The sequence below is a fragment of the Dictyobacter kobayashii genome, from assembly GCF_003967555.1.
Classification (GTDB): Bacteria; Chloroflexota; Ktedonobacteria; order Ktedonobacterales; family Ktedonobacteraceae; genus Dictyobacter; species Dictyobacter kobayashii.
On record NZ_BIFS01000001.1, the window covers coordinates 5,776,315 to 5,796,087 of the forward strand.

The following is a 19,773-nucleotide window of genomic DNA, read 5'->3' on the forward strand; positions in this document are numbered from 1 at the left end:
TTTACCAATTGTTTACCAATTTGTCCAATATACTTGTTCTGGTAATTACTTACCATGTATAATTATGTCATGTCAAGACAGATGGAAGAGAAATTCAGCGCGCTACGGGAAATAGTAGCGCGGATGGCCGGACAGCGCCTACCGGGCGAGCGCGAGCTGGCCGCGCAATTGCAGGTCTCGCGACCAACCCTGCGTGCCTGGCTGGATATCCTGGAGCAAGAAGGCAGCATACAGCGGCGGCAGGGCAGTGGCACCTATGCCGTAGATATACATGCCGAGCCAGCGCTGCGCTCAATCTCCTTGTTGATCGACGCCAGCCTTAAGCTGGGGGACGACCCCTTTGTCTCCTTGCTGGTGGATCAGCTGCTGGCCAGCCTGCAAGCCGAGCATATGCAATGCAGTATTGAACGCATTGCCAGCGACTCTCAAGTTCAGCTCCGCTTGCGCGACGGCGCGATCCTGATCGGACAGGCCGGGCAGGCGCTGATCCAGCGCATCAGTGCATTCGATCTGCCCGTCGTCAGTTTGCTATTGACCAGCGAGCTAGCCTCTCATCCGCGCGTCAGTATCCTACAAACCGCCGACCGCGAAGCTGGAGCTGAGGCCGCCGCCTATCTATTGCGCGCCGCCTGTCAGCAACTGATCTTTGTTGGTAAGCAAGAGGTCAGCTCCTCATGGGAACGCTGGCTGGGGCGCAGCAGGCCGCACAGCAGGCGGGGGTCGAGATCGCATTTCGCACCTGTTCGCTCAACTATAATGCGGGCCTGCAGATGGGTCGCACACTGGCAGATACGCAGACGAGCGCCGGGCGCGGAATCATTGTCACCAACGACTGGCTGGCCCTGGGTGTGCGCACCGGTCTGCTGGGCAGAGGCATCGCCTTAGAGCAGAGTCCGCTGGTCAGCTTTGACGGCCTGGCCATGACCGAAGATCCATCCCTCGGCATTGCCTCCCTGAAAATCCCAATTGCTACCATGGCTGAAGACGCCGTCAAAGAGCTACAACGCCTCTCCCGCCATCGCCTCCCGGCGGGCCGCACCGTGCGCTATCCCCTCTACTGGCGTTCTGAGTTGCTCGCATAGATACGGGCTACCAGAACCTCCATATTTAATGGCGGTTCTGATAGCCCGTATGATTGAGAAAAAGCAGGAAATGGGCAAAAAACTGAGCCATATGCTATTATTGAGCTGAATGGTTCTATTTATTTTATGTTGTGTATAGTAGCAAGGAAAGCATATGCGGATCCATTTTAGTGCACGGGATGCAGCTCCACGCTGGGCCGTAACCGAGGGCTTGCAGGCGTTGGGACAGCAGGAGATACGCGTTCCACTATTCTGGTCGCGGGGTGATCTGCGCGATCGGCAGGTGGCCGATCTGCTCAATGTGATCGAGCGTTATATCGCGGCACAGTCCAAGCGCATTGTGGCCAATCAGACCTTGCAATATGGCTGGACCACATTGCGTTTTGTCGCCGCCAACGCTGTTGAAGGCGCGGACGAGCTGCAAGCTGAAGAATTACGGCAGCCATTCGAGCATGGGGACCCACACTATGTACCAGGGGTGACGCTGGCCATTTATCTGCTGGCGCTACAGGATGAGGCCGAGCAACGCAATCGGCTGCTTGGAGAATCTGTGGTCACGAAACGTGCCCAGACGGCCATTACCTGCAATCGTATCACGCCTTACGCACTTCAGTCGGGCCATCAGATACTGGCAGAGCGTGGCAGCGCCGGTAATCATCAATATAGCGGCTGGTTTATTGGTTGTGTAGAAAAGGATCATAATCACAACGATACCGATCAACTCCTGCAGGTTCATCTCTCCCACCTGATCACCAGCTGCCCGGCCCTCTTTCCCTATCTCAATGCCCCGGTAAAAACCGCCCTGGTTATCGAGCCAGCCCAGGTTATCGTCTTTGCCCCAGATCAAAAGGAGGGCTTCCCAGATACGGTGCTCCCGCTGAAAGCGCTCCCTACGCTGGAGATGTAAATGCTTCATACGTGCCCACACACACCCTTGTCGTCCGGGTTAGAGATTGTGCAGGAAGTCGAGTACGAGCTGGTTGAATTCGGTTGGCTTCTCCATGTTTGGCATGTGGTGGGTATCGGGAATTGAAGCCCGCCTAGCTCCGGCGATATCGCGCTCGAGTTTATCGGCGCTTTTGTGGAGCTGGAAGTGGTCGTCGGCACCTACGATGATCAAGGTAGGGACACGAATCTCTGTCAGGCGCCCGTGGGCCGGAGGCGTCAGCCCCTGGCGCGGCGCGGGGTCCAGCACCCAGACAAAAGAATATTCCGAGAGTTGCTGGCGTACCCGTTGGCGTGCGGCTGGATAGTGCGGTGATGGCACCAGGGTTGGATGGTCCATCAAGCAATCAACCATGCGAGGAATATCGCGATCCTGGACAGCCTGCTCGAATGGCATCCATTGCTGGATCAGGGTTTGCAGTTGCTCCTGCGTAAACATAACCTCATGTGGATAACCGGAGATGGGCGAGCCCACCAGGATCAAAGCATCGACCAGCTCAGGATGCTCGAGCGTAAAATCCAGGGCGATCTCGCCGCCCAGAGAGAGCCCAAGCAGGTATGTCTTCTGAATGCCAAGAAAGCGCAGCAGGCATAGAGATCATCTCGATCAGCATAGGGACGCTGGGGCAGCGTTGACTTGCCGAAGCCGCGAATATCGTAGCGGATCACCTGGTAGCGCTCGGCCAGCAGGGAGAATTGATCATCCCACATGCGTCGATCCATATAGCCGCCGTGCAACAGCACCAGCGCATGTCCCTGGCCCAACATCTCATAATAGATCCGTGTGCCATTCGTTTCGACAAAACCTGTCTGTATCTGTTGTGCGTCATGCATTGGGTAAGTATACCTCTTCCAGAGCACTATTATAGCCAGCTAGCAAGCGATACCGATCAAATTGTGTAGCATCCAGTTTTACACGCTGCTTGCATTATTTTATGCAAGGTAGCCTTTTAAGATCGTACTTGATTTTTATCATAAATGCAAGCTTTTAACTTAATCTATCTTTTTGTTGGAAACGCTTGCACCCGCTCGCTATCGCAAAAGAAGCAAGCAATAGTGACGCAATCACTGTCGACCGGTGAATGCCAGGCGTACCCCCAGAGCAACCAGCACACCTCCTGTAAGCCGGTTAATCAGCCTGGCGGCTCCCGTGTGGCGCTTCAGCCATAGGCCCAGTCCACTGGACAGCAGGGCCACGCTCGAATCAACCGCTAAACCAGTAATATTGAATAGCAGCCCAAGGATCAAGAGTTGCAGAGGAACGTGTCCGCGCGCCTGGTCCACGAATTGTGGCAGAAAGGCCAGATAGAAGAAAGCCACCTTGGGATTGAGCAGGGTTGTGATTGTTCCCTGCGCAAAAGCTTTAAGGCGGCCTGTTTGGCTGCCTGCTGAATCCGTTAATAGATCTTCGTGGCTCAGGATGCTGCGCAGCCCCAGGTAGACCAGGTAGGCTGCCCCCGCATATTTAATGACCTCGTAAGCAAGCGGCACCAGTAGAAAAAGACCCGAAAGGCCAAGTGCCACCGCCGTTGTTTGCAGCAAGCCACCAGCTGCAATGCCCAGGCAAGAGATAACCCCGACCGAACGCCCCTGCCCGGTACTACGAGCAATAATATACAGCATATCAGGGCCAGGAATAACGCAAATCAATATGGCAGCAGCCACTAGCGAACAGATAACAGTTAAAGTTGGCATTTGACAATCCATTCCTTTTCGATGCACATCTTGATCTTCGGTAATGGTCATATTTATAATTTGAGCGTTACAAGAAAGTATAAAGATTTATGTAGCGAGAGTCAAGGATACATCGAAGAGGAACAGGGCTTAATGTTCCTCTTTGTCGCCTGCGGCGCCGGGTTGGGAGTGTGGAGTGTATGTGGTAGGCGGCTGCGGCCGCCTACCACATACACTCCACACCTGAAAGAATGTCCATCGTATCGCTTGCTCGTGATCTCTGGACGACCAGTAAAAGGCCCTGGAAGAGGAATTCAGCCTGTAGGTAGCGCCGCACGGCGTTTTTTTTGTCGGCGCTAGTGTAGATAGCGGTGCTGCGCTATTTAGGCGAGGAAATTTTGGATGATGGGGATGATAGCCCTGGCGTGGATGAAGAAGGAGGCGTGGTTGCCTTTTTTGAGGGCGACCAGCGTGACGTGCGAGATGGTACGAGCCATCAACTGGGCATCCTCGAAGGGCACATCTTCATCGTCGGTGCCATGGACGATCAGGGTGGGGACAGTGATTTGTTCAAGTGGATACTGCTCGATGCGGGCGAAGTGATGCTGGTCGTTGTGATAGCCAGCTTCGCGCAGATGGTAGATAGTCCCGGAACAGAGCATGCCTGCCATAACGTGGCCCATGGGGAGAATGCGGATGATGGGTAGGATGCAGTAGAGGAAGAGGTCTGAGACCAGCAGGTGTTCGACTTGCTGGAGCAGAGAGCGTTTCCAGGCAGGTAGCAGTTGCAGGCTTTCAGCCGGGCAATAGCGTTGCACGATGGCACCGATCATGATCAGGTTGCGGCAGCGCTCAGGATGGCGCAGGGCAAACTGGATCGCTGAAGGCCCACCTCCTGAGAATCCGATCACGCTGGCCCGCTCGATGTGCAGCTCATCCAGCAGGGCCGCATACATATCGGCCTGCTGCTCAGGTGAAGCGCCCGAATCCTGGGGCGTGCCTAGATAGCCAGGACGGGAAGGAGAGATCATAGTACATTTTTCTGGATCGAAAAATTGCGCAAAGGCGAGCCCCTGATCATAGCCGCCGGGCGTCCCATGGGCATAGATTACCGCCGGGCCCCGACCACTGATCTGATATTCTACTGGCCCCGCGCTTGTCATAGCCACTAAACCATTGGTGCGGATACGTCGCAACTCCTGCACGCGCCAGGACCGATACGACTGGAGCGCCCCGACCACGGCAGTTGTCAGCAGAGTTAGCAGACTGGTCAGAAAGAACAGATTGGTGCCCATCTTAAACGTTTGCCGTACTCTGGCAACAAACGTTTTCGGCCGGGCGCTCAAAGACAAAACCGGCGACACAACGACCAGCGAAAAAAGATGCCTGATCAAAATAACGATCCCTTCCAGGTTTTGTTATGCATTCATCGCGGAAATCGGCTACGCGCGAAAAACGATTGAGGTATAACGATTGCGTTACCCCTAAGCCAATGGCTAATTTATCCCGAACAAGAGCAACTGTAGCAAAGTCTTCCCGCGCTGGCAACAAAACAGTCCTTGTATAGCAGAAGTGGGTCATAAAAGCACTTTTGAGATTCCTGTTTCTTCATCCTTGACTTACTTTGAGTTTAGTGCTAAACTGTGGATAGTGATGAAAGGGGGGCGATGTGAGATGCTTAGATCAGCAGTGTTTGCATGGTTACGGCTTTCGCGTATCTTTCAGAAGGTTGGCCGGGCGTCGGATGTGCATCTGCGCGGGTGGGGATTGAGTACGGCTCAGTTTGATATTCTGGCCCAGGTGGGGGCAGCCAAAGGGATTACGCAGCAGGAGCTGGCGGATCGCCTATTGGTCACGAAGGGTAACGTCTCGCAGTTACTGGATCGCATGGAGAAACAAGGATTGTTGACGCGCAGCCAGGAGCGGCGTAGCAATAGTCTGAGCCTGACTGACAAAGGGCAGGAGCTCTATGACCGGGTTGTACCGGCCCAGGAAGAGCTGGTAGCACGCCAGTTTCGCGGACTTACACCTGCCGAGGTGAGCGAGCTATTAGTGCTCTTGCGCAAGTTGGATCATGCGTTGGATTAAAACCCCTCTTTTTTTTGTTTGTAAGTTTAGAACTAAACTGAAGATAGATTAGTTAGTAGACCCGAGCTATTCTCAAGGAGAATAAAAATGCAATTAGGTGGACTCCATCATATCAGCGCCATTACTGGCAATGTTTCGCAGAACGTCGCATTTTATACCCAGGTTCTGGGCATGCGCCTGGTCAAGAAGACCGTCAACCAGGACGACGTATCGGCCTATCACCTGTTCTATGGCGATGAGATCGGACATGCCGGCACCGAACTGACCTTCTTTGACTGGCCACAGTCTGGTCCAAATCGTCCGGGAGTCGGCACCATTTCAGCGATCATGCTGGGTGTGACCGGACGCGAGGCGTTGCAGTGGTGGGCGAAACGCTTTGACGAGTTTGGCGTCGCCCATGAAGGTATCCAGGAGCGCAGCGAGACCGCTAAAGCCTTCCTGGCCTTCCGCGATCCCGAGGGACAGCGTCTGGAGCTGGTAGATGACGAGGGTCGCATGGGTGGTAAGCCCTGGGACAAAAGCCCGGTGCCAGCTGAGATGGGCATTCACGGACTGTACGGCGTGCGCCTGATGATCCGCGACCTGGCCTCAACCGCCAGACTGTTGACCGAGACCATGGGCTTCCGACCAACTTATAGCTATCAATCCGAGCAGCAGAACAGCGTCTCCGTCTTCGAGGTCGGCCCTGGCGGTCCTGGGACAGAGGTGCACCTGGATGTACGGCCCAACCTGCACTATGGTAATCCCGGTATTGGTGGCGTGCACCACGTCGCCTTCCGCACTCCCAACAATGAGGAGCACGAGCAGTGGCGCGCCAAAATCGCCCAGGTAGTTCGCAACGTAACCCCGGTTATCGAGCGCTACTACTTCCACGCCGTCTACTTCAGGGAGCCCAACGGCGTCCTCTTCGAGGTCTCCACCGACGGACCCGGCTTTACCAACGACGAAGATCCCGAGCATCTGGGTGAATTGCTGGCCCTGCCACCATTCCTGGAGCCCTATCGCCGCGAGATCGAGGCCAACCTCAAACCGATTCGCCCGCTAAGCTTTGAGGCTGTCAAATAAATATTGGTATAGTCTAAAAAAACACCAATGGCTCATCTCTCCAAACGAGGGATGAGCCATTGGCATAGCATCTTTTACACAATGAGCGATCCAGAGCAATAATAGATGCTTTTTATTTAAGAGAATAGTTAATATTATATTGTATAGTATAAAGTCACTATTGTTGTTGATTCTGGATGTTTAAGGGATAGAAGAAGGTGAAAAAAGATGCATTGTTTCCGTAGCAGGTGTCTGGGAAGCGCGTTCCTGTTGAGTGTCCTTGGTGCATTCCTCTTATCTGGCACAGTTTCAGCCCATCAAAATACATTCAATAGTCGAATGGTGCTCAATTATTTGATAACGAAACAGAGCATTAAGGCGCCTGGGCGTGGCATTGTTTCGTTACAAATGGAGAGTGAAAAGGGCAAGCAGGCAGATATTGATAGTGCTGAGCTCCTTGCGGCACATAACGCGTATCGAGCACAGGTAGGTGTTACGCCATTAGTATGGTCAACCAGTCTGGCTCAGAGTGCTCAGCAATGGGCAAATCACCTGGCCGAAATACATGACCTGGTTCACAGTGACAATAATCGTTATGGAGAGAACATCTGGGAGGGAACGATTGGGGCGTATTCGTTAACGCAAATGGTTGATAGTTGGGGAAGTGAAAAGAAGGATTATATCCCTGGCAGCACCTTTCCCGCTTCTTCAACGACTGGCAATTGGCAAGATGTTGGTCATTATAGTTCCAAAACTCTAGCGAATTCTAGACATGTTGGATTTGGAGGGAATGACGATCCTCACAGGATGCACTACTAAAGACGCTGGTAGCGCTACCAGCGTCTTATTCACATCCTTTATCCCATTGCTGAAAGCATCTGGGAGTGCTTTGCGCAAAATATTATAGCTGCCGTTCACATCGGCATTGAATACTCTCCCGCTCTTTGCCTTGTACAAACCGCGTGCTATCCGTCTTCCACTGAAGACCGGTTGCTTCTCACCCGTTTTCCCGTAGACTGGTATTGGATCCAGATCAAGGAAACTGGCTTTGCTCGTGTAGCTTTCCTCTTGCACAATGACAGAGATCCCGACCAATGTCGCTTTGTAGGTCAGCATGTCGATGAATCTAGCATGTGGCAATTGCACAAAGTGCTGGTTCTGCTTTTTACTCATGCTGGATTCTTGCTTCCAACCAGGATTGTTCCCAATCACCAACGTTGCGATCTGCTCAGTCACCAGCACATCAATCAGGCGTCTGGAAACCGTATGCATGTAATGCTCAATGCGTCGGGTTCTCTTGGCTGAGACTCGTTCTAATGTGCGTGATGTGTGATGATTGTGACTCATCTTCTTGCGAAGCTTTGCCGCCTGTTTATTGTAGCGTTGGTTCACGCTCTTGATTGGTCGCCCGTTAACAAGTCGTGGCACGAAGCCCGTTTTGTTTGATGTTAGCGCCACAAGATTGTTCACCCCAATATCTACCGCTGCGACAAGAGAGGGAGAAACCTGTTTCTGTTCTTCTGCTTTCGTGTAGACCACCTCAACCACATAGCCCCAGCTCGTGTCGGGACAATGCGAACCTGATCAACGTTGCGCTGTCTGGTTCGCACCTCGATACCAAGTTGCGATGGTTTGATGATGCCTTTGCGCAGTGCTGGAAGTGAGAGCGCCTGGATGGTATAGACAAGCATGTTCCTCCCATCTTTCTTGTCTTTGTACGCAGGCAACTTTGGGCGTCCTAAAAACCGTGATGGGTCGTCTTTGTATGTCTTGAGGGCCGCGAAGAAGGACATCCAGTTCTTGTCCAGAAGCCTGAGTACTTGCTGCGACACTTTAGCGGGAAGGGCACGATACGCCTCATGCTTCTGCATGATCTTATCGAGTGCATTGTAGTTGAGGTATGCACCAGTGAAGATGAAGTGCTGTCTGATCTCGTAGAGTGCAGCATTATAGAGATTTTTGGAGGCGAATGCAGCACGATCAAGAGCCGCAAAGCGTGGATCAGTGTTCTTGATCACGTGCTGCTCGACCAATTGCATCGCCATCCTCCCCATCCTCTCATTCTGCGACAATCTTCTCTGGTATCCGTTTGGCTCGTCTTTGCCCATACAGTCTGGCACAGGAGCGAGAGAGAATGGACACAAGATCAGCCAGCAGGTCATTGTCAGCTTGGTTCACGACCTCGATCTCACATCCCTACCCTTTGAGCAAGCACGTACCTTCATGGGAGAGATTATAGCAGAGAACACAAGAGTTGTCAGTCGTTCGCTAGATTTTCAGTGAACATTCGTTATACGCAAATTATTTGGGGAAACACAACAGAAGTAGGGTGTGGTCTTATGCATGATGATCAGAATGATTTTCTGGTTTGCCAGTATAATCCACCAGGAAACTATAGCGGACAAAAAGTATTCTAACTGTCGGCCAGCCGACGCGATGGCTAGAAAGCCTCCCTTCAATATGACGGCAGATGACAGGAATATGGAGCTATATTGCAACAAGCTGGCATTTGCCTTGCGATGAACGTATATGTCATGGAGGGAATCATGAAATTTGGACTGGATGTCCCAACGACAGGCGCCTATGCGGATGCGCGTGTCTTAGCGCAGCTCGCGTTGGAAGCAGAAGTGGCAGGCTGGGATGGCTTCTTTATCTGGGATGTACTGCCTGAAAGCCAACCTGTCATTGATCCCTGGATTGCGCTGACAGCTATTGCTTTGCAGACATCCCGTATCAAGATTGGCTTACTGGTAGCGCCGCTCGCCCGTCATCGCCCCTATCTTGTGGCTCAAAGACTCGCCAACCTTGATCAGCTTTCCGGGGGACGGATCATCTGTACCGTGGGGTTAGGAGCCTCCGAGGAAATGTGCGTAGCCTTTGGTGAAGAGAGTAAGCCGACAGTTCGAGCCAGGCAGCTAGATGAAGGGTTAGCCATTCTGGCCGGTTTGTGGAGCGAAGATCCGTTTTCCTTTAACGGCGAACACTATAAACTGCACCAGGTGAGCCTTCATGCTAAACCCCTTCAAACGCCCTGCATTCCTCTCTGGGTGGCAGGCGGCTGGCCCCGTCGTGCGCCATTCCGTCGTGCCGCCCAATGGGATGGAGTCAGTCTCAAATCTATTCAAGTCGAGAAGAACCAGTGGCTCACGCTTGACGACTTTCGCAGCTGTCTGGCCTATGTGCGGGCTCATCGCTCACGATCCACTCCTTTTGAGGTGGTGATGAGCGGTGAAACTCCCAGCGACCGCGCGCAGGGGATCGCTATTGTGACGCCGTTTCAAGAGGCGGGCGCTACCTGGTGGGTAGAAGAAGGACTTGGTTGGAGCCTCGAAGAATTTCGAGCGCGTATCCACCACGGACCACCATGTAGATAAATGTTATAGCAAGCAAGCGCATCGTATTTTTCTACTGGTGGCTCCTTGCCTGGCAAGGAACCATATCAGCTATTGATGCGCGTAGAGAGATAATAATGTCGCGCTCAAGTGAACATCCTTGACTTTTCATTCCAACATGATATATACTTGCCCATAGAAGAAAGGGAAGTATACAAACACAATGGCAGGAAAGAAAACATTTCAACCAGAGCAGGCACTAGACAAAGCCATGGGTCTGTTCTGGAAACAGGGATACGAAGGATCATCAATCGAAGATCTTGTTCAGTGCGTTGGACTTGGGCGCGGCAGTCTTTATGATACCTTTGGCGACAAGCATACATTGTACCTTGCCGCCCTTAAACGCTACCTGGCGCAATCTCTGGGAAGGACCGCAGCGCTACAAGATCAAACAGGATCGCTTTATGAGGTCCTGGAGCACTTTTTTCGATCCAATATTGATCTGTTGCTCGATGATCCTGCCCGCCGTGGTTGTTTCCTGGTCAATGCGTTATTAGAGATGGCTCCCCACGATAGGGAGGTCAGCGCATTAACACAAGCGGCCCTGCAAGAGACCGAAGAAGGATTTTATCGTTTGCTGATCAAAGCACAGGTGGCGGGCGAACTGTCCTGGACCTGTGATCCCCATCAATTTGCGCATTTTTTGCTGGGTACACTGATCAGTATTCGAGCCCTTGCTCGGGCGCAGCAGGACCGCCGTGTACTCGAAGACGTGGTAAAGACCGCATTGTCTGTGTTTCGCTAATTTTTTTTTGCATTCATCTTTGAATGATCGTTCAATGATGAGCTTGCAAAAAGCAGTCAGAAAGGTACCTCATTATGAACATTAAAGATGCAACCGTGCTCGTTACTGGTGGTAATCGTGGACTTGGCAAAGAACTTGTCCAGAAATTCCTCGATGCGGGAGCGCGCAAAGTCTATGTGGGAAGTCGTACGCCGATAGAGACGAGTGATCCGCGCCTGCAGCCAATCAAGCTCGACGTTACCAACGAAGAGGATGTGAAGGCGGCGGCAGAAGTCGCACGGGATGTCAATATCCTTATTAACAACGCGGGCATCGCATCTTTCGCATCGGTGCTCACAGCGCCATCGATGCAGAGGGCACATGAAGAGATGGAAACAAACTACTTCGGAACCCTGGCCATGATACGAGCATTTGCTCCTATCCTGAAAAAGAATGGTGGTGGTGCAATTGTCGATATCCTCTCCGTCTTAAGCTGGTTTACCACACCACTGACCGCCGCATATAGTGCTTCCAAAGCGGCCGCCTTGCAGCTCACAGAAAGTGCTCGCATCGAACTGCGCTCACAGGGCACACAGGTCATAGCAGTTCACCTTGGGTATATGGATACAGATATGGCAGCCGACATTAATGCCCCCAAAGTCAGCCCCGCTGCGGTAGCGGACAAAATCATTGAGGGCATTATCAATGAGCAGGAAGAGGTGCTCGCGGACCAGAGGAGCCAGCACGTCAAAGCTGCGCTTGCCAGCGACAAAAAAGCTTTTTACCAGACGATACAAGCGGAATGGAACAAAACGGAACAACCTGTCTGAGCTTGTCATGTACAAAGCTAACAAAAGTGGATAGACGCCTGACGTTGTAGTTTTTCGATGAGAGTCTATGTGCCAGGTCGTCGTCGGCAGCTTTCAGAGCTGCCGACGGCGACCTGGTTGGTATCTTGCAAGATGTGCCGATGGCCCGGACATACGCATCACTTAAACATACACCCTGATATTGCCTTCGATACCTGTGTTGAAGGCAATATCATCTTTGTTGGAACGTGTGCAAACGCTACACATTGGACCAGTTGATCGATGCTTGGTGAGCATTCTTGTCAGCATTATTCCAGCGCATGCAGCATCACCTGGCTGGCTTGATATTCTGGTTCACATGGAACAGATTGCTCGGATCATACGTTGCTTTAATCTGTGTCAGTCGGGCATAGTTGTCGCGATACGCTGCTTTCACATTGTCCGTGCCCTCATCCATCATCATGTTAACATAGCCACCTCCCGCCGAATAGGGATGCAAGCAACTCTCGTGTTGTGCTCTTCAAGCATACTATTCTCCTTGTCAGTGCTACTGCGTACGCTGCATATGCAACTATCAACGCCTCGCGACCGTATGTGGAAGTCGCTGATCTTGCGGCACACGTTGTAACACGTTGCGTAGAACGGATAGCGTTACTGCTGCTGTCAACAAGCATCTGTAAGTCACTGAGAGCATAGCATGGGTGAGGTTAGCAAAACTGTTGGATGAAAAAAGATAAGGTGGTGTTAGAAAGCATACGCGATTTTGTAGTAAAAAAACAATCCTGAGGAGGATATCCACCTGTAGAAAACCCGAGATTTTCAATTTGACCTTGACAAATTAGGGTAAACAACCTAAAATTAGGATAGTGATTAGGGTGATTGCCCTAATTTATCTGCCTGCCTGCAAGAAAGGAACTCTCTATGAACTTGCAACTATCTACGCCTGCTGGCGATGCTGATTGGAAACTGGTCGATGTGGCTACCCGGCCTGATTGTGTGCCAGATGAGGGTGAGGTGCCCGTTCATGAGACCGAGGACGGTATTCGTTTTGTGCGGACCCCTGAAGAGCGCTTTGCCGATCTTCCTGATTATTCTTTCGCGCCTCACTATGCGATGGTTGAGGGCCTGCGCATGCACTATGTCGATGAGGGGCCAGCAAATGGTGAGGTGGTCTTATTGTTGCATGGTCAACCGAGCTGGTCCTACCTCTATCGGAAGATGATCCCGCCCATTGTTGCCGCTGGCTACCGCGTGATTGCCGTCGATCATATTGGGATGGGGCGCTCGGACAAGCCGATTGATCTCAGCTTCCACACTTTTGAAAAGCACGTTCAGCGTCTCAAAACCTTTATCGCGACCCTTGGCCTGAACGACATTACCCTTTTCTGCCAGGACTGGGGCAGCCTGATAGGTTTGAGGGTAGCCGGTGATCAGCCCGAACGTTTCGCCCGCATCATCGTGGCGAATGGAACGCTGCCGGTGATCCCGAAGGGCATGAATCCCTTCCGTGTCCCCAATCCTGTCCAGATTGATTGTACGCTAGGCGATTTTGCCCGCCCGGCCGATCTTTCTCCTGCTACCTGGCCAACCTTCTTCCAGCGCTGGATTATCTTCGCGCTGACCGCCCCTGATTTTACGCCCAGCCAGGTCGTTGCGTCCATGGCGACCCGGCCGCTGACGGCGCAGGAGAAGGCGGCATATGACGCGCCCTATCCTGGTTTCACCTATAAGGCCGCTGTGCGCGCCTTTCCTTCGATGGTTGCCGCGATAGAAGAGCAGAACGTGCCTGCCTGGGATGCGCTTGGCGTGTATCAGAAACCTTTTCTGTTCCTGGCGGGTGAGCATGACCCCAACATGGGATCGGTGGCGAACCAGCAGCGCATGACCAGCCACGTTCCGGGCGCGCACGGTCAGCCGCACGAACGCTTCGAGGCGGGCCACTTTATTCAGGAGGATATTGGTCCCATCCTGGCCACAAAGGTCGTCAATTTCATGCAGGCGAATCCCCTGCCACAGGTTGCCATGGCGCCTGGTATGCCAAAGATGCAGCTGCGTGGACAGATGCACGGCGCGCGCTACGGCGAGGTACTGCTTGTCACGGGTCACCTGAACCACCTGGAGGCAACGGTCTACAACACCCTGGGCCTCAACGATTGTCCCGATGATCTCTGGCAGACCCTGGATGCCGAGGCGATTAAAAAAGAGTACAAGGCCCGTGGGGCCATCCTCAATGGTCCGCGCTACTTTTTGATGGATAAGATCGCCAGCGCGGATGTGAGTCAAGAGCGTTTTACCTTTGGCGCCTTGCAGATGCGGCGCATGGCGACTGTGCGCATTCCGCTCGCCACCGTGTTCGGGGACTCAAGCAGAAACCATATACCGAGAACATCGTTGCGCGTACGACCACCTATGTCTTTGACCGTGGTCGCGAGGTCTATGAGCTGGTTGCGCCCGATGGCACAACCTATATCATGCAAAGCTACTCGCTGAAAGTGGACCCCACTCTGACAGAGGCGAAGCTAAAGACGCTTGGTGACCGCCTGCACCTGCCCGCTGGCTGGCACTACCGCGTTCGCCAGCTTGAGCAGGAAAGTGTCCTGCACATCGACGGCCAGGCCCACCTCATCCAGGATGATTTCCAAAACTCTTATCAGCGTGTAGGCTAAACACTCGGAGGCGCAATACATTTCATCTAGCAACCAGACACGCCATCAAATGCACCAATAAGCACGATCTGTACGTGCTTATTGGTGCATTCATTATGATAATATCCCTTATGGGTCACTCCACTCTTTACGCTGCGAAATCGTAGCTTAGCGCTGTCTTTTTTTGATCCAGGCGACGACCAGGCCACTCAGGAGGGTGACGACGCCGATGGCGGCCAGCACGAGCAGTGGCGTGATGAGGACAAAGAGTATGCTATAGGCGCCAAAGCCATGCTGGTTTGTGGATGGGAGGCTGTTCTGGTAGTTCGCGTAGATCAGCGCGACCAAGCCGATCAGGAACGTGAGCAGCAGTATGATGCATCCCGTGAGCGCTAATGTGTTTCGTGCTCGTACTTGTGGCTGTCTTTTTTGTGCTGGTTGCATATCCATGACGGAGCCTCCTGTGATTTGATTCCTGTATATAGACACAGAAACGGTTCTTTTAACACATAGGTAACAGAATCATAAGCGACGGCCCACCAACGCCTCTGCGCACGAAACCTCAGCAGTGCTATGCCGCTTATTGGGGCATATATTTTTTCTTTTTATGAGTTTTTTGGTGGGCACAAAAAACGTATATGGTCGTGTTTTATGACTATAGACGAGGCTAGAAAGTGTATTGATGGGTTTAAAATAATATATACTCTAGTTGATACCGGTTCATCGGTCCTGAATGTCTATAGATGTAGATGTATGATGTATGTGTCTGGGTGGTTGATTCTCCACTGTTCGCTCGTAATGGTCGTGCCAGATTACGAAGTGTGACGATGTTCTAAATGGATATCTACCTCGTGGCCTTATTTCCATTTTTTTGGCAACAGGGAGAAGCAATAGGTGGGTGGAGGACAATAGGTGAAATAAATGTGAGGTTGTAGGGTTTTTTTGCTGCGATGAGGAGTGTATCTGATGTCGAGAACCACTACTACGCCCATACAACACCTGGCGCGCTGCTTGCTGTGCTTTGGTATTATTACCATCGAGCTATTCTGCTTCAATGTTTCTTCAGTTAACCACAATGTTTTCCAACCGCAAGCGCGCTCGGCTTCTGCCCATGCGCGCCTGGCTTCCCACTATGCTGATGGGGCCGATGGCATCTATTGGCCCCAGGGGCAGGCACTACCAATTTTTGCCAGCCCCGATGAATTGGATGTCGCCCGGGTGACGAATCAGCCGGGCGACCTGTGTCTATTATTGGCAACGTTGCAGGGCCTGGTGAATCGCAGCCGTCCGCAGATCTACCTGGAGGAAGGGGAGCCGGCTGAGGGGCCAGCACCTGGCTGCAAAGCCTCAATGTACCCTATACGCTGCATACCGATCCCTGGGAGGTGGTTGATAAATATATTGCGACAGCGCGTGGCGTGATCGTCTATGATCCACATATTATCGACAGCGTCAACGTCGCGACCACCATGGCCGGTCTGGATGATGGCGTAGTGGTCAGCCCGCAATTGATGAAGAGGCTGACGGCCGCACCGTATAATATGTCTGTACTGGCCGATCTGCGCGGCAAATTTAGCAGCAACCTGCAGGCCAACATCTGGCAGGTCCAGAACCTCTGGCCACGCGCCTCGCACCGTCTACTGGTCGGGCTGCTTCCTACGACACCCAGCCAGATCGCTGGTCACGTCACGACCTATGGTTACCTGCGCGACTACGCTGTGGCCAATCGGGCCATGGTCTTCTGGTTCTCGCTGCAGAGTCCGACCGAGATCAACCTGTTCCGGCAGGTGCTCTCGACCGTTACACCCGGCACGCCCTATCTGGGCTGGTACGACAAAGAGTTTCGTGGCGTGAGGTTGACCTCTAGCTATGGCGTCTACACGATAGCCGCCGACTACTTCTCGAACCTCACCGTCTTCTCAGGTGTCCGAGCACCATCATTGCTCCAGAAAACGGCGCCCAGCCTGCCGTTGCGCAACAAGATCTATGTGACATTTACCATGAGTGAGGGCGATAACTTTCAGTACGTGCAGCATGCCATGCGCCACTTGTGGGAGGACCCGCAGCGTGGCAACGTGCCCTTAAACTGGTCGATCAACCCCTTGTTGTATGATGCCGCACCCACCATGCTCAATCATTACCAGTTGACCGCCAGCGCCAACGACTACCTGGTGGCTGGACCCTCGGGAGGTGGCTATGCCTATCCCTCGAACTGGTTGTTCAGTAATCTGAACAGCTTTATGCGACAATCCAACAACTATATGCAGAAGGCGGGCCTGCATGTTATATTCATCATCGATGATCAGACCACCATCCCTTCTTACGTCTCGCATGCCTATAGCGCGTATGCCCATACCAGTGGTATCCTCTACAATTGGTGGAATCCCATCAGCCGCATGACTGTCTCGGCGGGTAATCTTCCTGTTTCTACCCAGGTAACCGCGACCACGCGCCTGGATATGCTTAAGGCTATCCGCCTCAGTGCCAGCCAGTGGAACGGACGCTCACCACTTTTCATCTCCGCCCTGGCGATTTCCTGGAATCTCAGTCCAACCGACATCAAATATGTGGTCGATCACCTGGGTTCAAATTATCGTGTGGTCAGAGGCGATCAATACTTTCAACTCTTCCGGGCTGCCCGGGGCTGCCCACTGCCCATTATTAGTGAGTGTTATAGTATAGAGGGATATTCGTTTTTCATTGTCGTAGGCTTATGCGCGGGCCACCGGGTGCGCCCCGCGTATACGTATACGTATAAAGGTAGAAGAGTTATGCAAAATGAGAATATAGCACCAGCTACTGGAACGTCGCCGTTTGCCTCAAAGCCAGCACGTGAACGTGTTGGGTTGGTGTTGGATGGCTCAAATGCCGCGCAGGCGGTGCGTACCATCGTCGAGGCCGAAGGGGTTGGCGTGCGCCAGATCTGGATGACGCAGATGCCGCTCAGTCCGGACACCCTGACGACCATGGCGGCCGCAGCCACGCAGACCAATGCGATCCGGCTAGGGACATCCATCATCCCGACCTATCCACGCCACCCGCTGACGATGGCCATGCAGGCTTTGGCCATCAACGACCTGGCCCCGGGTCGGTTGCGCCTGGGTATTGGTCCCAGCCACCGACCTATCATCGAAGGCATGTATGGTATCCAGATGGTGAAGCCGCTGGAGCATCTGCGCGAATACGTTGAGATTTTGCGGGGAGCCTTATGGCAGGGTAGGGTCGAGCACCACGGCAACTTCTTTAATGTCAACACAACCTTGCCACGGACTGCCAGATACCAATCTTAATCTCAACTCTGCGTGTGGGGCCTTCCAGCTTGCCGGAGAGATCGCCGACGGAGCGCTCCCCTGGTTATGTCCGGTCCCCTACCTGCTGAAGACGGCGGTCCCGGCCCTGCGCCAATCGGCGGCCCAGCACGGACGGAGCGCCCCGCCAGTGGTGGCCCACGTACTGGCCGCGATGAGCGACGACCACCAGGCGGTCCTGGAAGCCACGCGCAAGCAGATCGCCAGCTATGGGAGGCTCCCTTTCTATGCCAGCATGTTTGCCGATGCCGACTTCCCGGTTGGACCCGATGGGACCATGTCGGACGAGCTGGTCAATAGCCTGGTCATCTCTGGTACACCCGAGGCGATCGCCGCCCGCTTTGGCGAGCTCCTCTCCAGCGGCCTGGACGAACTCCTGGTGCTGCCGGTTGCGGTCAAAGATGCGGCCAGCGAGCGCACCCAGCTTGCTCGCTTGATCGGCCAACTCTAAGATGTAAGCAACAGGTCGTGTTTTGGGTTGCTTTTGGCAGGCTGAAAAGTGGGGGGATCTTAATTGAGCTGGCGAATCCCCCTTATCATCAGGGCGGGCAGGTTCAGCAGGGTGATGATGATGCCACAGCCAATAAAGACCAGGCGGGGCCGATACTATCTGTGATGATGCCTCCCAACGCCAGGCCTACCGGAGTCAGGCAGAGCGAGCCCATCATATCGATACTGCTCACGCGTCCCAGGAACTTGTCGGGGATCATCTGTTGCAGGATGATGAACCAGTTGACGTTGAAGAAACCCATGCTAAAGCCGATGAAGACGCTGGCGATACCGGCGACCAGCGGCTCGCTGCCGCGTGGCAGGGGCCAGCCCATCAGCGCCAGTGCGAGCCCGCTGATGATCGAGAAGAAATACATCTTCAGGCCACGTCCATTGATCTGCTTTAGCTGGCCCACGATCAGGACGGCCACGATTGAGCCGATCGCGCTGGCCGAGGCCAGCATGCCTAGCAACCAGACACCAGATCCATAGACGCTCGAAATGAGCTTCGGCAGCGCTACCTCCAGGGCCGCGCCGCTAAAGACATTGCCGCCGGCCGAGATCACAATACTCACCCAGAGCCACGTCGAACCGAGCACATAGTCCAGGCCGGCGCGCATATCGCTGAACACACCACGTACCCCCTGACGTTCCGCCTCGGCTTCAGCTGCCTGCGCAACGTTGAGCTCCTGCTGGCGACCAATATTTGTTTCAGGTGCTAGAGGGGCTGGCTCAAGCAGGCGCGCAGGTAGACGCATCGCCAGCAGGCAGAGCGTCGAGAGCACGAAGGACAGTCCATCCAGGCCAAAGGCGCTGCCAGGGCCGACCAGTGCCACACAGGCCGCGCCAAGCAGGGGTCCCACGAACTGGCTGAAGCGCAGGCTGAGTTCATTGAGGGCATTGGCCGAGGGTAGATCGTCCCGGGGAACCAGTTGAGCCGGGATCGATTGGTAGGCGGGAATAAAGAAGCCATCGACAATGCCAAAGAAGAGCGACAGCACGACCAGGTGCCATAGTTGCAACTGGTGCGTCCAGCTCAAAAGCGCGATCAGCAGCACGATAACGGCCCGGCTACCGTCCGACAACAGCATCATCAAGCGCCTGGGCAGGCGATCGGCGACCACACCTCCCAGCAAGAGAAAGAGTACGCGGGGCAGCGCATTCGCCGTCACCACAATCCCCATTGCCGTGGCCGAGCCCGTCAGCACCAGGATAAGCCAGGCCAGCGCGGTTGTATAGGCGCCATCGCCAAGCGAAGAAATAGTTTGCCCGATCCATAAATACGTGAAAGGTCGATACTTAAAAGCGCGCAGTAAGCGAATACGACCACTAAATTCTAGCATCAAATAAGATAATCCTCTTCTATGCGAACCATTAAAACCATAAATAGTGTTGAATGCTTATGAATAATCATCGTGTCGCCTCCTTTCACCATACATAAAAATATATAAACAGATGAATATTAAAACGAGCAAATGTCTGAGGTTGTAACCAACGTTCGTTTGATCGACCGTTCCTTTTGCGGATAGCGCGTAATGTAGAGCTTGCTTCGTGATAATCCCCAATCGATCCA

The 19,773-nt window shown here is 53.4% G+C and carries 19 protein-coding genes and 4 pseudogenes; 15 read left to right on the forward strand and 8 right to left on the reverse strand.

What is annotated here, in order from left to right:
• Positions 1–123: 123 nt before the first annotated feature.
• The 3 genes and pseudogenes from EL645_RS45745 to EL645_RS25735 all read left to right on the forward strand — a co-directional run.
• Positions 124–246, forward strand: a pseudogene (locus EL645_RS45745) (GntR family transcriptional regulator); the annotation flags it as partial.
• Positions 247–674: 428 nt separating this feature from the next.
• On the forward strand, positions 675–1,082 hold the full coding sequence (locus EL645_RS45750; RefSeq protein WP_126553534.1) for a substrate-binding domain-containing protein: 408 nt from the start codon (positions 675–677) through the stop codon (positions 1,080–1,082).
• Between the two features lie 154 nt (positions 1,083–1,236).
• Entirely contained in the window at positions 1,237–1,989 is a 753-nt protein-coding gene (locus EL645_RS25735; RefSeq protein ID WP_126553536.1) for an immunity protein Imm33 domain-containing protein, read from the forward strand.
• Positions 1,990–2,028: 39 nt separating this feature from the next.
• On the opposite strand, the gene EL645_RS25740 is transcribed toward EL645_RS25735, so the two are convergent.
• From EL645_RS25740 to EL645_RS25755, 4 genes are all read right to left on the reverse strand, one after another.
• Positions 2,029–2,616 carry an alpha/beta fold hydrolase gene (locus EL645_RS25740; protein ID WP_126553538.1) on the reverse strand — a complete coding sequence of 196 codons (588 nt, stop codon included), beginning with the start codon at positions 2,614–2,616 and terminating at the stop codon, positions 2,029–2,031.
• Positions 2,508–2,861: an alpha/beta fold hydrolase gene (locus EL645_RS46355; RefSeq protein WP_126553540.1), complete on the reverse strand. Its 354-nt coding sequence runs from the start codon at positions 2,859–2,861 to the stop codon at positions 2,508–2,510. Before EL645_RS46355 ends, EL645_RS25740 begins: the two co-directional genes overlap by 109 nt.
• A gap of 231 nt (positions 2,862–3,092) precedes the next feature.
• Positions 3,093–3,722, reverse strand: a complete 630-nt coding sequence (locus EL645_RS25750) for a LysE family translocator (protein ID WP_126553542.1) — start codon at positions 3,720–3,722, stop codon at positions 3,093–3,095.
• A 362-nt stretch (positions 3,723–4,084) separates the two neighbouring features.
• Complete coding sequence (locus tag EL645_RS25755) at positions 4,085–5,095, reverse strand: alpha/beta fold hydrolase (RefSeq protein ID WP_136625296.1); 1,011 nt, start codon at positions 5,093–5,095, stop codon at positions 4,085–4,087.
• A gap of 280 nt (positions 5,096–5,375) precedes the next feature.
• Here EL645_RS25755 and EL645_RS25765 point away from each other — a divergent pair, with 280 nt between their 5' ends.
• From EL645_RS25765 to EL645_RS25775, 3 genes are all read left to right on the forward strand, one after another.
• Positions 5,376–5,789: a MarR family winged helix-turn-helix transcriptional regulator gene (locus EL645_RS25765; protein WP_126553548.1), complete on the forward strand. Its 414-nt coding sequence runs from the start codon at positions 5,376–5,378 to the stop codon at positions 5,787–5,789.
• An 87-nt stretch (positions 5,790–5,876) separates the two neighbouring features.
• Positions 5,877–6,854 (forward strand): ring-cleaving dioxygenase, encoded by a 978-nt coding sequence (locus tag EL645_RS25770; RefSeq protein ID WP_126553550.1) that lies wholly within the window; start codon positions 5,877–5,879, stop codon positions 6,852–6,854.
• 333 nt (positions 6,855–7,187) lie between these two features.
• Positions 7,188–7,652 carry a CAP domain-containing protein gene (locus EL645_RS25775; RefSeq protein WP_218032013.1) on the forward strand — a complete coding sequence of 155 codons (465 nt, stop codon included), beginning with the start codon at positions 7,188–7,190 and terminating at the stop codon, positions 7,650–7,652.
• Here EL645_RS25775 and EL645_RS45755 read toward each other — a convergent pair.
• Positions 7,590–8,872 (reverse strand): annotated as a pseudogene (locus tag EL645_RS45755) (RNA-guided endonuclease InsQ/TnpB family protein). The gene EL645_RS25775 and the pseudogene EL645_RS45755 sit on opposite strands and share 63 nt — an antisense overlap.
• A gap of 222 nt (positions 8,873–9,094) precedes the next feature.
• Here EL645_RS45755 and EL645_RS45760 point away from each other — a divergent pair.
• From EL645_RS45760 to EL645_RS25805, 4 genes and pseudogenes are all read left to right on the forward strand, one after another.
• A pseudogene (locus tag EL645_RS45760) lies at positions 9,095–9,250 on the forward strand (CAP domain-containing protein); the annotation flags it as partial.
• A gap of 129 nt (positions 9,251–9,379) precedes the next feature.
• Positions 9,380–10,207, forward strand: coding sequence for an LLM class flavin-dependent oxidoreductase (locus EL645_RS25795; protein WP_161977692.1), 828 nt, complete (start codon positions 9,380–9,382; stop codon positions 10,205–10,207).
• A 181-nt stretch (positions 10,208–10,388) separates the two neighbouring features.
• On the forward strand, positions 10,389–10,970 hold the full coding sequence (locus EL645_RS25800) for a TetR/AcrR family transcriptional regulator (RefSeq protein ID WP_126553556.1): 582 nt from the start codon (positions 10,389–10,391) through the stop codon (positions 10,968–10,970).
• A 74-nt stretch (positions 10,971–11,044) separates the two neighbouring features.
• On the forward strand, positions 11,045–11,779 hold the full coding sequence (locus EL645_RS25805) for an SDR family oxidoreductase (protein ID WP_126553558.1): 735 nt from the start codon (positions 11,045–11,047) through the stop codon (positions 11,777–11,779).
• Positions 11,780–12,086: 307 nt separating this feature from the next.
• Here EL645_RS25805 and EL645_RS25810 read toward each other — a convergent pair.
• Positions 12,087–12,257 (reverse strand): annotated as a pseudogene (locus EL645_RS25810) (BBE domain-containing protein); the annotation flags it as partial.
• Between the two features lie 422 nt (positions 12,258–12,679).
• Here EL645_RS25810 and EL645_RS25815 point away from each other — a divergent pair.
• Together EL645_RS25815 and EL645_RS25820 are read left to right on the forward strand one after the other, a co-directional pair.
• On the forward strand, positions 12,680–14,248 hold the full coding sequence (locus tag EL645_RS25815; protein WP_246035477.1) for a haloalkane dehalogenase: 1,569 nt from the start codon (positions 12,680–12,682) through the stop codon (positions 14,246–14,248).
• A complete protein-coding gene (locus tag EL645_RS25820; protein WP_126553560.1) occupies positions 14,230–14,424 on the forward strand; it encodes a hypothetical protein in 195 nt (64 codons plus the stop codon). Before EL645_RS25815 ends, EL645_RS25820 begins: the two co-directional genes overlap by 19 nt.
• A 147-nt stretch (positions 14,425–14,571) precedes the next feature.
• On the opposite strand, the gene EL645_RS25825 is transcribed toward EL645_RS25820, so the two are convergent.
• Positions 14,572–14,853 (reverse strand): hypothetical protein, encoded by a 282-nt coding sequence (locus EL645_RS25825; RefSeq protein WP_126553563.1) that lies wholly within the window; start codon positions 14,851–14,853, stop codon positions 14,572–14,574.
• Positions 14,854–15,369: 516 nt separating this feature from the next.
• On the opposite strand from EL645_RS25825, the gene EL645_RS25830 reads away from it, so the two are divergent.
• Genes EL645_RS25830 through EL645_RS44540 form a run of 3 tightly spaced genes read left to right on the forward strand, consistent with a single transcriptional unit; the run spans position 15,370 to position 18,162 of the window.
• Positions 15,370–15,825: a GxGYxYP domain-containing protein gene (locus EL645_RS25830; RefSeq protein ID WP_126553564.1), complete on the forward strand. Its 456-nt coding sequence runs from the start codon at positions 15,370–15,372 to the stop codon at positions 15,823–15,825.
• On the forward strand, positions 15,789–17,693 hold the full coding sequence (locus EL645_RS43115; RefSeq protein ID WP_281276364.1) for an LLM class flavin-dependent oxidoreductase: 1,905 nt from the start codon (positions 15,789–15,791) through the stop codon (positions 17,691–17,693). The genes EL645_RS25830 and EL645_RS43115 overlap by 37 nt, the downstream gene beginning before the upstream one ends.
• Complete coding sequence (locus EL645_RS44540) at positions 17,650–18,162, forward strand: LLM class flavin-dependent oxidoreductase (RefSeq protein WP_281276365.1); 513 nt, start codon at positions 17,650–17,652, stop codon at positions 18,160–18,162. The genes EL645_RS43115 and EL645_RS44540 overlap by 44 nt, the downstream gene beginning before the upstream one ends.
• A gap of 103 nt (positions 18,163–18,265) precedes the next feature.
• Here the strand turns inward: EL645_RS44540 and EL645_RS25850 are convergent, their stop codons facing one another.
• Positions 18,266–19,543, reverse strand: a complete 1,278-nt coding sequence (locus tag EL645_RS25850) for an MFS transporter (protein ID WP_126553566.1) — start codon at positions 19,541–19,543, stop codon at positions 18,266–18,268.
• Positions 19,544–19,773: the final 230 nt, after the last annotated feature.

What these genes read in the sequence shown, in the direction of transcription:
- EL645_RS45750 (WP_126553534.1), top strand. Translation starts at nt 675, where the DNA reads ATGGGAACGCTGGCTGGGGCGCAGCAGGCCGCACAGCAGGCGGGGGTC.
- EL645_RS25735 (WP_126553536.1), top strand. Translation starts at nt 1,237, where the DNA reads ATGCGGATCCATTTTAGTGCACGGGATGCAGCTCCACGCTGGGCCGTA.
- EL645_RS46355 (WP_126553540.1), bottom strand. Translation starts at nt 2,861, where the DNA reads ATGCATGACGCACAACAGATACAGACAGGTTTTGTCGAAACGAATGGC.
- EL645_RS25750 (WP_126553542.1), bottom strand. Translation starts at nt 3,722, where the DNA reads ATGCCAACTTTAACTGTTATCTGTTCGCTAGTGGCTGCTGCCATATTG.
- EL645_RS25765 (WP_126553548.1), top strand. Translation starts at nt 5,376, where the DNA reads ATGCTTAGATCAGCAGTGTTTGCATGGTTACGGCTTTCGCGTATCTTT.
- EL645_RS25770 (WP_126553550.1), top strand. Translation starts at nt 5,877, where the DNA reads ATGCAATTAGGTGGACTCCATCATATCAGCGCCATTACTGGCAATGTT.
- EL645_RS25795 (WP_161977692.1), top strand. Translation starts at nt 9,380, where the DNA reads ATGAAATTTGGACTGGATGTCCCAACGACAGGCGCCTATGCGGATGCG.
- EL645_RS25800 (WP_126553556.1), top strand. Translation starts at nt 10,389, where the DNA reads ATGGCAGGAAAGAAAACATTTCAACCAGAGCAGGCACTAGACAAAGCC.
- EL645_RS25805 (WP_126553558.1), top strand. Translation starts at nt 11,045, where the DNA reads ATGAACATTAAAGATGCAACCGTGCTCGTTACTGGTGGTAATCGTGGA.
- EL645_RS25815 (WP_246035477.1), top strand. Translation starts at nt 12,680, where the DNA reads ATGAACTTGCAACTATCTACGCCTGCTGGCGATGCTGATTGGAAACTG.
- EL645_RS25820 (WP_126553560.1), top strand. Translation starts at nt 14,230, where the DNA reads ATGCAAAGCTACTCGCTGAAAGTGGACCCCACTCTGACAGAGGCGAAG.
- EL645_RS25825 (WP_126553563.1), bottom strand. Translation starts at nt 14,853, where the DNA reads ATGGATATGCAACCAGCACAAAAAAGACAGCCACAAGTACGAGCACGA.
- EL645_RS25830 (WP_126553564.1), top strand. Translation starts at nt 15,370, where the DNA reads ATGTCGAGAACCACTACTACGCCCATACAACACCTGGCGCGCTGCTTG.
- EL645_RS44540 (WP_281276365.1), top strand. Translation starts at nt 17,650, where the DNA reads ATGTCAACACAACCTTGCCACGGACTGCCAGATACCAATCTTAATCTC.
- EL645_RS25850 (WP_126553566.1), bottom strand. Translation starts at nt 19,543, where the DNA reads ATGCTAGAATTTAGTGGTCGTATTCGCTTACTGCGCGCTTTTAAGTAT.